The organism is Streptomyces sp. NPDC091292 (assembly GCF_044757265.1).
In the GTDB taxonomy this organism is placed as follows: Bacteria; Actinomycetota; Actinomycetes; order Streptomycetales; family Streptomycetaceae; genus Streptomyces.
The window spans coordinates 101377-114927 of sequence record NZ_JBIVUQ010000007.1 but is presented as its reverse complement, the minus strand read 5'-3'; the positions used below and the strand labels follow the sequence as shown (position 1 = coordinate 114927).

Below are 13551 nucleotides of genomic sequence, written 5' to 3'. Positions count from 1 at the left end.
CTAGCGGTCGTGCAGGACGTGGGGGCGGGTGACCGGGACGACGGTGAGCAGGTCGTCCAGGCCCTTGAAGTCGTCCGGGTTGGTGGTGAAGAGGGGGAGATCCTCGGCGATGGCGATCGCGGCGATCATCAGGTCGGCGATCCGGCGCCGCGGCTTGCGCCCCGCACTGATCACGGACGCACAGACCCTGCCGTAGATGCGGGCGGCTTCCGCGTCGAAGGGGAGCGGGTCGAACTCGTTCTCGGCGCGCTGGAGGACGTCCATGCGCCGGGCGCGCTCCGTGTGTTCGTCGTAGTCGTCCTGCTCGTCGTTCCCGCGCACTTCGTGGGGTCCTGCGGAGAGTTCGGCCAGGGTGATGGCGCTGATGGCCATTTCGGCGGGCAGTTCTTCGGCGTCGATCCACTTGCGCAGGATCAAGATGTTGGAGTCCAGGAGCCCCTGCTGGTGCTCAACGGTCATAGGGGTCGTCCGTCTCCTGCGCGGCGGTGGCTTCCTGGTCCGCGCGGAACGCGTCCAGGGAGATGTCGGGTGCCGTGCGTGACATGGCCGCGAACTCGCCGCGCGGAACGAAGCGCCGACGTCGCCGCAGGGGGACGAGTTCGCCGATCTGGTGTCCGTCGCGGGTGACGGTGAACGCCTGTCCCCCCTGTACGGCGTCCATGATCTCTTTGGATCTCGTACGCAGGTCACGCTGGGTGATCTCGGGCTGTGCGGTCATGCACCCATGGTAGCCACCGTGTGCCATCGGGTGCTACTGCGTGGCACACCCGCGGTTGTCGGTGGACCCGGTGCGTCACGCCATGGCGTCGAGGCTGATCACGATGCCCGTCACATCGGTGAGTACGGCCGCGACCCCCGCCCGTATCGCCGCCGCGCAGCGCTCCGGGGTGAAGGAACCCTCGTCGTACCGTGACGACGTGTCCAGGCCTTCGCCGCGGAAGGACGCTCCTGTCCAGTTCACGGCCGTGACGTTGTGCGTGGGCTCGGGCAGCTCCGCGCCGATGACCAGGAAGTGCTGCGCGAGGTGGTTCGGGGTGACCGTCATGAGGGGGTCGATGAGGGCGTTGCCCGCGCCGACGATGAGGTCCGGCTTCATGTCCATGGCCCGGGTGATCGCGGGGATCAGGTCGGACGGGCTGTCGGGGACCACCGTCCTGAGGTCGGCGTCCTCGGCGCCCGCCCAGTCCTTCACCGCCTTCACCAGGGCCTTCGTCGGCTTGTCGTCGCCCTCGGTGAGCAGGACCACGCGGTAGTTCTTCGACGGATGAACGCCGTCCCAGGAGCCGGGGCGCGGGGTGACGGTCGCCTCCGGTGTGGGTGGTGCGGAGGGGTCGGTGAACCCGGGGCCGAGTGTGCCCAGGGCGCTCGGCGCGGGGTGCTCCCCGGACCAGTCGTCGCCCGAACCGCATCCGGTGAGCAGGGTGGTGACCAGGGTGGTGGTCAGGGCAACGGCCAGGACGGCCGCGGCGCGGAGCGGGGGGCGCAAGGCGATCGACCTCCGGGTGGTAAGGGCACGTGCGTCCGAATTCTGCACGCCTGAATCCGGCCAAGGGGCCATGTGGCCGGGGTTCGCACGCTTGTTGTCCAACGGTTCGCCGACCGGCCGGGGACCGTTCACCCGTGACATGCACCGTGCACTCGCTACCCGAAGGAGTCACGATGTCCGCACAAGTCCGCCGCGTTCTCATAGGGATCACCGCGGCGGTGATCGCCGTTCTGGGCACCGCGCCCCAGGCGTCCGCCCACGGCTTCTCCTCGACCGTGTACGCCGAGGTCACCACAGGTGTCACCAAAGACGCCGGTGACGGAACCCGCGTACGGACCGCGCTGGAGCTGGAGTACGACCTCCTCGTCGTGTCCGCCGCCGACGCCGGCCGCGACGACGACCTCTTCGAAGCGGGGACCGCCGCGTTCGAGTCCGGCGACACCGCCGAGCAGGCCGCGGCGCTCAACTCCCACGTGGAGTCCGTCGTCCGGTACGTCACGAAACGTTTCTCCGTGACCTCCGACGGCGGAAAGGCCTGTACGCCCGAGCGGAGCGGCGACATCACGATGGGCCGGCGCCAGGACGTCCCGTACGCCGATCTCACGCTCGACTGGGCCTGCCCCGGGGCGGGCGACGAGGTGCGCGGCGGGCTGTTCCCCGACTCCGAGGGCTATGTCAAAGGCACCGAGACGATCGTCACGTACGACATCGACGGCCGCGCGGGCAGCGCCGTACTCGACGCCGGTCACCCGTCGTTCGCGATCGGTCAGGCGTGGTACGAGCGTTTCTGGGAGTTCTTCCGGCTGGGCGCCGAGCACCTGCTCGGCGGGATCGACCACATCCTGTTCCTGCTCGCGCTGATCGCCGGGTCGCGGCGGCTGCGGGAGATCGTGCTCGCGGCCACGAGCTTCACGCTGGCGCACTCGGTGACGTTCCTGCTCGCCGCGCTGGGCCTGGTCGAGGTGCCGGCCGCCGTCGTCGAGCCCGTCATCGCGCTGTCGATCGCGGTGGTCGCGGGGTGGTACCTGTGGCGAATCCGGCGGGGCGGGGGAGACCCCGCGGATGATGTCTCCCTGGAGGCGCGCGGGCACTTCGGCCTCGACCGGGCGGGTTGGCTGCGGCTCGTGGTCGTCTTCTGCTTCGGTCTCGTCCACGGCCTGGGCTTCGCGGGCGCGCTCGGCATCGACGAGTCCTGGTCGTGGACGCTGCTCTGGTCGCTCCTGGTGTTCAACGTCGGCATCGAGGCCGTGCAGTTGGCGATCATCGCCGTCGTCTTCCCGCTGCTCGCCCTCCTGCGCCGCCGCGCGCCGAGGGCCGGGCTCTGGGCGACGGGCCTGGTCTCGGCGGGCGTCGCGGCGATGGGCCTGATCTGGTTCGTCCAGCGCGTGGCCGGTGTCTGAAATCTCTCGGCGCCGGGTGTCTGAAACTCGCCCACGTCCCGGGAAGTTCAACCGGCCCGAAGATCACATTCGTGACCGGTTCACCAAGTGAAGAGACCGTGTGCATCTCCATTCGCGCACCTCTGTGCACAAAGGAAACGAAACAGATGAATCTGAGACCCTCCACGCAGGCCTCCGGGCCTGTGCGGCGCCGCGTGGCCCGGGGTGCCGCCGTGGCGTTCCTGGGCCTGGCCGTCGCCTTCGGCAGCGGCCTGTCGACCCCCGCGGGGGCCGCCGAGCCCACCGCGCTCACCGGCATCATCCTCGGTGTGGGCGCCAACGAGACCCAGCGCACGGTGACCTGGTACTCGTCGGACGACACCGCCCAGAAGATCCAGCTCGCCCCGACCGCGCAGCTCACGGACGGCGCGTTCCCGGCCGGCGCCGCCACCTTCGACGCCATCGGCGGCGCCAACATCGCGACGAGCGGTGGCTACAACCGCCACGCGACGATGACCGGCCTCAAGGAGCACACGGCGTACTCGTACCGTGTCGGCTCCGAAGGCAACTGGTCGGCGACGTACTCCTTCAAGACGCAGGACTTCGAAGGCGACTACGACTTCCTGTTCTACGGCGACCCGCAGATCGGCTCCTCCGGCAACATCCCGAAGGACCAGGCGGGCTGGCAGGACACCCTCGACGTCTCGCTCGCCGCCAACCCGAACGCCGAACTCCTGGTGTCCGGCGGCGACCAGGTCGAGACCGCGAACACCGAGTCGCAGTGGAACGCCTTCCTGGCGCCCGACAAGCTGCGCCAGTACCCGTGGGCCGCCACCATCGGCAACCACGACGTCGGCGGCAAGGCGTACGAGCAGCACCTCTACACGCCGAACACCGACCGCTCGGCGCCCCTGTACTCGAACGGCAACCCGGCGTCCAACACGTCGGGCGGCAACTACTGGTACATCTACAAGGACACGCTGTTCATCGACCTGAACAGCAACAGCTACGCCACCTCGCAGGGCGGCGGCGGTGACGCGGCGCACGTCAACTACGTGACCGACATCATCAACAAGCACGGCTCCGAGGCCAAGTGGAAGGTGCTGGTCTACCACCACGCCATCTACTCGCCGGCCGCGCACGCCAAGGACAGCGACGCCAAGGTGCGCCGCACGGACTTCCCGACGACCTTCTCCAAGCTGGGCGTCGACCTGGTCCTCCAGGGCCACGACCACAGCTACTCGCGCAGCTACCTGATCAAGAACGGTCAGAAGGCGAACGCGGCCGAGCAGCCCGGCGCGGCGGACGTGTACCCCGGCCCCGGTGGCGTGCTGTACGTGACGTCCAACTCGGCGTCCGGCTCGAAGTACTACGACATCTCCAAGCCGGACAGCACCGGCACCAGCGGCACGGGCAACGGCGCCGACCCGCTGAACCCGGAGAGCTACTGGTACAACTCGTCCCAGAACCAGGAGCACGTCCGCTCCTACGTCAAGGTCGGCGTCCGCAACGACAAGCTCGTCGTGGAGAACGTCCGCAGCGGCACCTGCGCGGCGCCCAACGCGGCCGTCGAGCTGGGCCAGGTCAACTGCGTCAACACCCCCGGTGGCCAGCCGGTCGGCTCGGTCACCGACAAGGTCACCGTGCACCCGTACCACGGTGACGGCCAGGACCTCGCGGTGAAGGTCCCGACCGCCGCGCCCGGCGAGTTCGGCTGGACGATCGACGGCTACAACGGCCTGGTGGACCTCGGTACCGCCAAGGAGCAGGGCAGCGGCGACTACTTCCAGGCGGCCGGCCAGATCAACCCGATCCTCGTGTCGGACAGCCGCCGTTCGCTCGCCCCGTGGTCGATATCGGCGAGCGTCGGTGACTTCCGGGACGCCGACAAGAAGTTCTCCGGCGCCTACCTCGGCTGGACGCCGCAGGTCCTCCAGGACGGCGCGGGCGCCAAGGCCAGCGGCACGGTCGCCTCGGCCTGGGACGACAACGGCGCCGGTCTCTCCGTCTCGCGCGGCCTCGGCTGGGCGGACCAGGGCCACGCCAAGGGCAAGGCCAAGCTCGGTGCCGACCTGGATCTGAAGATCCCGGGCAGCGCCGAGAAGGGTGACTACCGCGCCACCCTCACGATCACTGCGCTGAGCAGCTGACCGTACCTTTCCGGCGGGGTGGGCACCTCCGGGTGCCCACCCCGTAGCCCGTACCCGCTCTGCCCACCCCGAGGACCCCGAGATGCAAGCGCCCCTCGCACCCCGAAGAATCACGGTCACCGCCCTCGTCCGAACCGTCGTACTGGCCCTCCTGACGGCCCTCGCGCTGACCACGCTGCCCGCGGGCCCGGCCCACGCGGCGACGGGCGACGTCACCTGGACGGTGCGGACGGCCCCGAACGACTACGGCGCCGACCGTTCCAGCTTCAGCCACGCGGTGAACCCCGGCGGGCAGATCAAGGACGCGATGGTCGTCGCCAACCGCGGCAAGGACCCGCTGACGCTCGCGGTGTACGCGGCCGACGGCTACACGACCGGCACCGGCCAACTCGACCTGCTCACCCGGGACAAGAAGTCGGTCGGCGTGGGCGCCTGGCTGCACGCGGACCGTGCGAGCGTGGTGGTACGCCCCGGCAAGACCGTGACGGTCCCCTTCACGATCACGGTCCCCGACAACGCGACCCCCGGCGACCACGTGGGAGGCATCCTCACCTCCCTCAAGCAGCCGGACGACGAAAAGGGCATCAACGTCGACCGCCGCCTCGGCATCCGCGTCAAGCTGAGGGTGAGCGGCGAGGTGAAACCAAGCCTGAAGGTGGAGAACCTGAAGGTGGCCTACGAGGGCAAACTGACGCCCTTCGCGTCGGGCGACGCAACGCTGACATACACGATCCACAACACGGGAAATGTGGCCCTGTCGGCGACGCAGAAGGGTTCGGTGGCGGGCCCGTTCGGCTGGTTCGAGAAGGCGGCGGGCGCGATATCCCCACCACCGGAACTACTCCCGGGCGAATCCTGGAAAATGCGTGTCCCGGTGAAGGGGGTGACCCCGGCATTCACCCTCACAGCAACAACAACCCTGACCCCCGTCCTCACGGACGCCTCGGGCTCGACCTCGTCGCTCCCACCGGTCGAGGCAACGGCGACCGGCTGGGCCGTCCCCTGGACCCTGCTGGTCCTCGCCCTCCTACTGATAGCGGCAGCGACCACAACAACACTCCTAACCCGCCGCAACAGAAGGCGCCGCAAGGAGCGGGAGGACACACGGGTACGGGAGGCGGTGGAGGAGGCTTTGAGTACGGGGAAGTCGTAGGGGGTCGCGTCACCGCTCAGGGCCATGCGTGTTTGGGGCCCGTAGAACCTTCGCGGGCCCGCCAGTTCACGTACGAGACGCCCGCCTGGACCGCGATGCTGATCACCACCCCGGGCCAAAGCTGCCAGTAGCCGCCGAGCGTCGCTCCCAGGAGCGCCATCAGAAGGTAGATACCGCTGATGACCCTCAGGTCGAATTCGAGGGTGCCGCTCCGCTTCCAGATGTCCGGGCGCCGGAACCGGATCAGCACCACCAGAGGGCTGAGCGCGGCGGCGTCCAACCACCAGGAGGGCAGGGGCACTTGCGGTCCGGCCGTGTCCTGCCCCTGTAAGGCGAGGATGAACCAGTGGACCATGGCGAGCGCGATGGCGAGCAGTACGTAGCCCGCCATGGGCGCTCGCCGGAGTAACTTCTCGTCCGCCGGGGCGGATGCGGGTGCTCCGGATCCGGTGGCTTCGGTCAACAGGGTGAGTCTGCGGTTCATGGAGGGCTCCCGGTGGGGCGGGTGTGCCGGTGAGACTATCGGCAGATGCGACAGGGGCACCGGAGGATGGCCTGAATCTCCTGGGACGACGACATCCTGCTGGCCCGGGGCGTCCTCGCTTCTACCCGTTCCCCTCCGAGTCGGATTCCCAGACAGCCACGCTCAGCGTGTGGGCCAGTTCTTCGATGTCCTGTGCGGCCCGGATGACCTGGGCGGTGTCGTGGGTGGCGGTCCACAGGAGTACGTCGGCACCGGACTTCTCGTGGCGCCAGGCGTAGCGGAGGGCGGCGATCACCTCCGGGGTGTCGTCGTACCGCAAATAGCGGAAGGCCCGTAGTCCTTCGCCGAGGGCGTCGGTGTGGAAGGGTTCCACGACCGGAGGTTCCAGGGCGTCCGGGTCGTCGTCCGCTCCGACGAGGGTGCGCAGGGTCGCCTCGCAGTCACCTTCGGCGGGTCTGACCATCGTGCAGACCTGGAGGGGCATGGTCGTCGGCTCCCACATACGCAGTAGCACCCGCGTATCGAAGGGTTCCGGCGCGAAGGCTTCCGCGAAGTGCTTCAGTCTGCCCGCGAGGAAGGCGATACCCGAATCGTCGGGGTCCGACCGGTACGCCCGCCAGAACAACTCGGCACACGTGCCCGCCCACACGGAGATGTCCGGCCACTCCTCGGTGTCCCAGCGCGGCGGAAGCTCCAGCCATCGCAGGGGGTCGCACCCGATGTCGAGGCTGAACGGATGCTCCAGGTCGACCTCGAAGAGCGGTTCGGTCACGTCCAACTCCACCGGAAGGTCGTCATCAGCGCGTCGAACCACTCGACCATCGCATCGGCCAGATCGTCGCGCGGGTCCCCGGCTCCGACGGTGGAGAAGGCCACCACGAGCCACCGGCCGGCGTCACCGGGCACCGCCACAAGGTGCTCGACCCTGCGACTGGCCAGCTCCATCCCCCGCTCCGGATCGGCCGGCACGACCCGCTCCCGCCGCACCGCCAAAGCCCCGTCGATCTCGCCACTGCTCAACTCCACGTCCGCGGCCCCCGCCGCACCGTCGCCGGCCAGCAGTTGTACGGCGATCTCCGCGGAGTCGGACACCGGGCGGGTGCCACCTTCGGGGTCGGCGCCACCGCCGGGTCCGGTTGTGCGGGAGGGGATGCGTGCAGGGGAGACGGTGAACGATGCCCCCAGATTCACCTCGCCCGCCAGCTTGACCGGCAGATACATCTCCAGCGCCCCGGCCCCGCGAGCCTCGGCGACGGCCTTGCGCAGTCGGCGCTCCAACTCCAGCCGAAGCGGCGTCAGTCTGTCGCGCGGCACGTCGGAGGGCACCTGTGCGAACGCGGAGGCGACGAGGGACCGTACGGCACCGTCCGGATCCCCGTACCGGACCGGGATCCGCACCCAGTCCTCGGGGAGGAGGAAGGTGTATCCGGTCGGTGGGCCGTCGGGTGCGATTCCCGGATCAGCCGTCACGTTCGGCACGCCTGTTCAGGTACGAGAAGCCCGCGATCCCCGCGACGCCGAACGCTACCCCGAGCCACAGCTCCGGGTGTCCGGCGAGCGCTCCCAGGAGTGCCATCGCGAAATAGAGACCGCTGACGATCCTCACGTCCGAATCGAGCATGCCGCTCCGCTTCCAGACCTCAGGGCGCCGGAACCGGATCAGCACCACCAGAGGGCTGAGCGCGGCGATGTCCAACTGCCAGGTGGGCATGGGAGGGTCGATCCAGTTCTTGCTTCTCCCGTCCAGAGCGAAGATGAACCAGGCGGCCATGAGAAGGACGATGGCGATCAGGACAAGGTTCGACCAGGTCCATCGCGAGGAGAGCACTTCCTCTTCCGGGACGGACGCGGGCGTCTCGGATCCGGTGGCTTCGGACCCCGTACCCTCTGTCGCGCGGACACGTTCCTGAGCCCGACGTGCCTGCCGGGTGCGCGCGCTCCGGGGCAGTCCTGTTCTCCGCTTCTCCGAGCGAGACCTCACCATTGTGATCCGACTCCTGCGCCCGGTGCCGTCATGTTTCCCTTGGCGTTCACGTAGTCACTGGACAACATGTCCCCCAGCCTTCCGCCGGCGTCGAGTGCCGCACTCGTCCCCCAGTAGGCCTGTGAGATGCCCTTCTGGCGGGCCGCTTCCGAGGCGATCTCACCCAGCCGCGGGTCTTCCGGGTACCTTCCGCCCATACGCTTGATGTCCTTCACCTGCTCCGCCATGCGTTTGTTCCCGAGGGCCCGGACCTTCTCCATCCACGTCACCTGAGGCAGGGCCTCGTCCCGGGTCCGCACCCCAGCCGCACGCCCCTGCTGGTTGTCCGCGGTTCTGCGCAACCGCCCCAGCCGTCCGCCCCCGGTCCGGCCGTCAGCCACGCGGTTCCTGCGGGCCTGCTGCTTCGCCTCTCGCTCCGCGATGCCCTTGGCGACGGATCGCCCCTCCTTCTGCAACCCCTGGATCGCTTTCGCCGCTTTGATGCCGTTCTTGGCCATCTTGAACGCCGCGATGTCGGTCACCACGTCGAACCAGGAGCCGTTGCCGGTCAGCGCCATGAGGAGATGGATACCGACGATGACAGCGGTGAGGATTGCGGCCAGCACTCCGAGGGCGGGGAAGAAGATGGCGGCGATCGTGAGGATGCTGGTGACGTTGCTCAGCACATCGGCCAGCTCGCTCAGCCAGGCTGCGTCCCCCACCCAAGCCTTCACCTCATTCCACCAACTGTCCTCCAGGTCGTCGTCGATCGACGACCGGATCCTGTCGGCGTAGTGGTCGGCGCGTTCGCTGTAGAAGGTGACGGCCGAGTTCAGTCGGGTCCGGGCCTCCTCCAGGTCCTCCCTGGCTCGCCGTACGACGGGATCGTCGTCGTCCGTACCGCCCGTACCGGATTCCTGGCCCCCGCCCCTTCCGGAGCCCTCCGGCCGATGACGGTCGATGATCCGCTGGGCGTCCTTCGCGCTGTCAAGGGCCCGGTCCGCCCTCCCCTGGGCGGTCTCCATGTCGTCCGCCCATCCGTCGAGGTGCCCCTTCACCTCGCGGTACCGGTCCTCGGCGAGGTCCAGCCTCCGGCCGAGCCCGCGTGCCTTGTCGCCGAGTTCGTCCGCGTACTTGCCCTTCAGCCCGTCGCACTCGGCGATGGCCTGCATCGCCTTGGCCTGCGTGCGCAGCTTCTGGGCGATCCTCTTCATATGCGTGACCTCGCGCCGAATCCCTTCCGGATCACCCGGAACGGGATCGGTGTCCGCGAGCGGAGCCCAGTCGGTCGGCCGAGCCATGAACGTTCCCCCTGCGCAATGCCGTCGGTCCGCTTACGCCCAAGGCGCTACGTGCTCTTCCCCTGCTTCCCTTGCTTCCCCTGTATGGCGTCGGCGAGTTGACGGTCGAGTCCCTTGAAGGCGTGGCTGGTCGTCCTGACCATCGCCCCGACCTCCTCGATCTCCTTGACCAGCCGCTTCCGGTTCTTGTCCCAGTTGTCCACGAAGTCACCCATGGCACCCTGAACACGGCGGTCACCGAGCAGTGGTTGAAGGTCCTGCTTCCAGTTGTCCAAACCCCTGAACTCGCTGCGAATCTGCGCGAGTTGCTTGGCGCTCGTGGACAGAAGGTCGTGATCGACCTGGAGATCCGAACCCTTGGACATGCTCGCTCCTTGCACGCGGTACGTACGCTCGCCCGCGTGGTACGGAGGGCCGGACCGGTGCAGGGCGGCAGCAGGCATGGTTGGCATTGCGGCTGCGAACCAGGTCGGTCGGTGCCTCAGGATGGCTCCCGGTGGGGCGGGCGTATCGACACTATCGACGGGGTTTGCGTGGCACCAATCGTGTTTGCGTCAAGTACGGGTCCTATGCGGCGAGATCCTTGCGTCTGGTGGTCCGGCGCCTTTGTCGCTGTCGTGGCTGTCGTCGGTGTCGCACGACGGCCCGCGTCGCCGGAGAAGCAGGCGATGCGGGCCGTTCGTACGGACGGAGTGCCCCTTTACCCGTTGGCTACCGTGCTGACGGTGACGCGACCGCCGCCAAGTCGGTCGGTGATTCCGTTTCGGTGGCGGCGCCATGCCGGCCGAACAGCAGCACGCTCGCCAGGGAGACGAGCAGGGCCACCGCGAAGATGACGGTGGTGACGGTCAGACCCTGGCCGACCGCGACCGCCACATCGCCCCGGTGCTCCTGCAACGTACTGAAGTAGAGCGTCATCGCGAGCGGGACACCGATCGAGGAACCGACCCGGAGCCCGGTCTGGTAGACACCGGCGGCCGTGCCGCCCTCCCGGCGGGGGATCTCCGACATCACCATCGTCTGGTTCGGCGCGATGACGAACCCGGCGCCCAGCCCGGCAAGCAGCAGCGATCCCGCCAGCGGCAGCGTGGTGCCGTCGGTTCCGGATCCGGCCAGCATCGCGGTCAGGCCGAGGCCGACCGTGGTGACCAGCGCCCCTCCGACGATCAGCCAGCGGCCGAAGAGATGGACGATCCGGCCGCCGACGACGGCCGCGACGGCGGACCCGATCGCGTACGACATGGTCGCCATGGCCGCCTGGAGCGGCGAGTAGTGCAGCCCGCGCTGGAAGTAGATCTGACAGAGGATGAAGATGCTCGGCTGTGCGGCGAAGAAGCAGAAGCCGGTCAGCGCGCCGGCGGAGTAGGTACGGGTCTTGAGCAGGTTCAGCTTCACCAAGGGGTGCCGGCCGCCCAGTTCGAGCCGCCGCTCCCAGGCCAGGAACCCCGCGAGCCCCACGGCCGCGACCCCGAGCAGCCACCAACTCGGCTCCGTCTCCGCCTCTCCCGCCTGCGTCACCGGCAGCATGATCGCGACGACGACGACTCCGAGCAGCGCCGCGCCGACCAGGTCGAGCCGGGTCCGCTCACGGGCGACGTGCTGTTTGGGCAGCAGCCGAGTGGCGAGTACGAGGGTGGCGATGCCGATCGGAAGGCTCACGTAGAACACGTATCGCCAACCCGACGACGGACCGGCCAACTCCATGATGCCGCCGCCGATCAAGGGGCCGACCGCGGTCGAGATGCCGACGGTCGCGGCGTAGAAGCCGAACGCCTTGCCGCGCTCCTTCCCCGCGAACATCTGCTGGATCAGGCCGACGATCTGGGGGTTGAGCAGGCCGGCGGTGGCTCCCCTCGCGATCCGGGAGATCAGCAGCCAGGTGCCGTTCTGGGACGCGCCGCAGAATACCGAGCTGACCAGGAAGAGCACGAGGGCGATGAGGAACATCTTCCGGCGGCCGTGGTCGTCGCCGAGCCGGCCGGCCGTCACCAGGGTCAGGCCGAACGCCAGGATGTAGCCCGACACGGTCCAGGTCACCTGGGTGGGGGTGAGGTCGAGGCTGCGCTCCACCGATGGCAGCGCGACGTTGATCATGCTGCCGTCCAGCAGCACCATGAATCCCGCGGCGAGACAGACGGTGAACGCCAGCCAGCGCCGGGGGTCGGGTCCAGCTGATTCGGGCGGTTCGGGCGATCCGGGCGGGGATCCCTGAGCTGATGTCGTCATTGCCATCAACGTCCTTCACGTCGGGGTGGTTCCACGGATGGAGGTCGTTCCACGGGGAGTGGGGGGTGGGTGAGCGACTTGGAGCCGGCCGTTCCGCCGTTGCTGCCCATCAAGAAACCTTCTTAGTAGGTTTGTGTCAAGGTAGGTGGCGAGCTTTCCTTTGGTAAACCTACTAAGTAGGTGAAGTGGCGCCGACTGACTGGCTGGCGGACCGGCTGGGTGAACGAGTTGCGCGAGGGGCCGAACTGCGATGAGACGGCGGCCGGTGGCCCCGAATTCACCCGAATGGCGTATGGCCCCGAGGCTTCCGTAGCGGCGATGAGCGGTGGTGGAGCATGCCGTAGTGGCGTCGTCGTCGCAGGAGGGCGCTCCTCCCTGGTTGCTGCGACCGCCGTCCGGATGCGCGATGGAAACATGCGCGCCTGACAGTCGGGGGCCCGATCCCGTGGACGCGCTTCCCCATGCGAGGAGTGATCGCCGATGTCAGTCGAAGGTTCGTTCGACAACCCCAACGCTCTGAGCGGTCGGACCATGTACGACCAGGCGGGCGAGAAGATCGGTACGGTCAGCCGCGTCTACGTAGGCGACAACAGTGGCCGCGCCGAGTGGGTCACCGTGAAGACCGGCCTGTTCGGCATGAACGAGAGTCTTGTGCCGCTGGCCGGCGCCCGTCGCGTCGGCGACGACATGCACGTCCCGTACACCAAGGACACCGTCAAGGAGGCCCCGCGCGTCAACGCGGACGAGCGTCTCGACGCCAGCCAGGAGAAGCAACTCCACCGGCACTACGGCCTGACGGCTCCGGGCGGCACCCGTACGACAACGGGCACGACCGGCACCGGCACAAGGTCAGCGGCTGGTGCGGGTGCCGGTGCGGGCACGTCCGCCGGTATGGACCGGCCCACCGGACGCCCGGCCGCCGCCGCGTCGGGTACGGGTCGGCCCCTGGCCGGAGTGCGCGGCTCCGCGCCCACCGAGGGCAAGGACCTGCACACCGAGGAACTCATCAGGTCCGAGGAGCAACTGCACGTCACCACCGAGGAGCGCGAGGTGGGCCACGCCCGGCTGCGCAAGGTCGTCGTGACGGAGAACGTGACCACCTCGGTCCCCATCAGCCATGAGGAGGTGCACGTCATCCGCGAGGAGATCACGCCCGCGGAACGCGCCGGCATCCGCGACACCCGCATGGGCGACGCGCAGGCCGAAGTCACCCTCCACGCCGACCAGCCGGTCATCAACAAGGAATCGGTCCCGGTCGAACGCGTCCGCCTCGAAACGGAGAAGGTGACCGAACAGCGCGAGGTGTCCGCCGAGGTCCGCAAGGAACAGATCGAGTACGACACGGATCTGGGCGATCAGCGGGACCGCGGCAGGCGAGGCGGCCCCAACCGCTGATCCACGGCGGGCGG

At 68.6% G+C, this 13551-nt stretch carries 14 protein-coding genes; 4 read left to right on the top strand and 10 right to left on the bottom strand.

All coding sequences use genetic code 11. From position 1 onward, the window contains the following. The 3 genes from ACIQNU_RS20830 to ACIQNU_RS20820 all read right to left on the bottom strand — a co-directional run bounded on the left by ACIQNU_RS20830 (position 1) and on the right by ACIQNU_RS20820 (position 1486). Complete coding sequence (locus ACIQNU_RS20830) at positions 1–459, bottom strand: type II toxin-antitoxin system VapC family toxin (protein ID WP_401368321.1); 459 nt, start codon at positions 457–459, stop codon at positions 1–3. Continuing rightward, positions 449–718, bottom strand: a complete 270-nt coding sequence (locus ACIQNU_RS20825; RefSeq protein ID WP_401368318.1) for a prevent-host-death protein — start codon at positions 716–718, stop codon at positions 449–451. Before ACIQNU_RS20825 ends, ACIQNU_RS20830 begins: the two co-directional genes overlap by 11 nt. Positions 719–793: 75 nt before the next feature. Beyond that, a complete protein-coding gene (locus tag ACIQNU_RS20820; RefSeq protein ID WP_401368316.1) occupies positions 794–1486 on the bottom strand; it encodes a hypothetical protein in 693 nt (230 codons plus the stop codon). A gap of 173 nt (positions 1487–1659) precedes the next feature. On the opposite strand from ACIQNU_RS20820, the gene ACIQNU_RS20815 reads away from it, so the two are divergent. The 3 genes from ACIQNU_RS20815 (at position 1660) to ACIQNU_RS20805 (ending at position 6168) form a co-directional block, all read left to right on the top strand. Further along, on the top strand, positions 1660–2886 hold the full coding sequence (locus ACIQNU_RS20815; protein ID WP_401368313.1) for a HupE/UreJ family protein: 1227 nt from the start codon (positions 1660–1662) through the stop codon (positions 2884–2886). A 146-nt stretch (positions 2887–3032) separates the two neighbouring features. Then, positions 3033–5015 carry a fibronectin type III domain-containing protein gene (locus ACIQNU_RS20810; protein WP_401368311.1) on the top strand — a complete coding sequence of 661 codons (1983 nt, stop codon included), beginning with the start codon at positions 3033–3035 and terminating at the stop codon, positions 5013–5015. Positions 5016–5097: 82 nt separating this feature from the next. After that, positions 5098–6168, top strand: coding sequence for a WxL protein peptidoglycan domain-containing protein (locus tag ACIQNU_RS20805; protein ID WP_401368308.1), 1071 nt, complete (start codon positions 5098–5100; stop codon positions 6166–6168). A 16-nt stretch (positions 6169–6184) separates the two neighbouring features. Here ACIQNU_RS20805 and ACIQNU_RS20800 read toward each other — a convergent pair whose 3' ends face one another. The 7 genes from ACIQNU_RS20800 to ACIQNU_RS20770 all read right to left on the bottom strand — a co-directional run bounded on the left by ACIQNU_RS20800 (position 6185) and on the right by ACIQNU_RS20770 (position 12142). Then, on the bottom strand, positions 6185–6652 hold the full coding sequence (locus ACIQNU_RS20800; protein WP_401368305.1) for a hypothetical protein: 468 nt from the start codon (positions 6650–6652) through the stop codon (positions 6185–6187). 121 nt (positions 6653–6773) lie between these two features. Further along, positions 6774–7424 carry a hypothetical protein gene (locus ACIQNU_RS20795; RefSeq protein ID WP_401368303.1) on the bottom strand — a complete coding sequence of 217 codons (651 nt, stop codon included), beginning with the start codon at positions 7422–7424 and terminating at the stop codon, positions 6774–6776. Continuing rightward, positions 7421–8122 carry a hypothetical protein gene (locus tag ACIQNU_RS20790; RefSeq protein WP_401368300.1) on the bottom strand — a complete coding sequence of 234 codons (702 nt, stop codon included), beginning with the start codon at positions 8120–8122 and terminating at the stop codon, positions 7421–7423. The genes ACIQNU_RS20795 and ACIQNU_RS20790 overlap by 4 nt, the downstream gene beginning before the upstream one ends. Beyond that, the gene (locus ACIQNU_RS20785) at positions 8112–8480 is read right to left on the bottom strand and encodes a hypothetical protein (RefSeq protein ID WP_401368298.1); all 369 of its coding nucleotides are present in this window, start codon (positions 8478–8480) and stop codon (positions 8112–8114) included. The genes ACIQNU_RS20790 and ACIQNU_RS20785 overlap by 11 nt, the downstream gene beginning before the upstream one ends. Before the next feature lie 149 nt (positions 8481–8629). Next, positions 8630–9916 (bottom strand): putative T7SS-secreted protein, encoded by a 1287-nt coding sequence (locus ACIQNU_RS20780; RefSeq protein WP_401368295.1) that lies wholly within the window; start codon positions 9914–9916, stop codon positions 8630–8632. Between the two features lie 47 nt (positions 9917–9963). Then, positions 9964–10281: a hypothetical protein gene (locus ACIQNU_RS20775; protein WP_401368294.1), complete on the bottom strand. Its 318-nt coding sequence runs from the start codon at positions 10279–10281 to the stop codon at positions 9964–9966. Between the two features lie 346 nt (positions 10282–10627). Further along, positions 10628–12142, bottom strand: a complete 1515-nt coding sequence (locus tag ACIQNU_RS20770) for an MFS transporter (protein ID WP_401368291.1) — start codon at positions 12140–12142, stop codon at positions 10628–10630. Positions 12143–12622: 480 nt separating this feature from the next. On the opposite strand from ACIQNU_RS20770, the gene ACIQNU_RS20765 reads away from it, so the two are divergent. After that, entirely contained in the window at positions 12623–13537 is a 915-nt protein-coding gene (locus ACIQNU_RS20765; RefSeq protein ID WP_401368289.1) for a DUF2382 domain-containing protein, read from the top strand. Positions 13538–13551 lie beyond the last annotated feature (14 nt).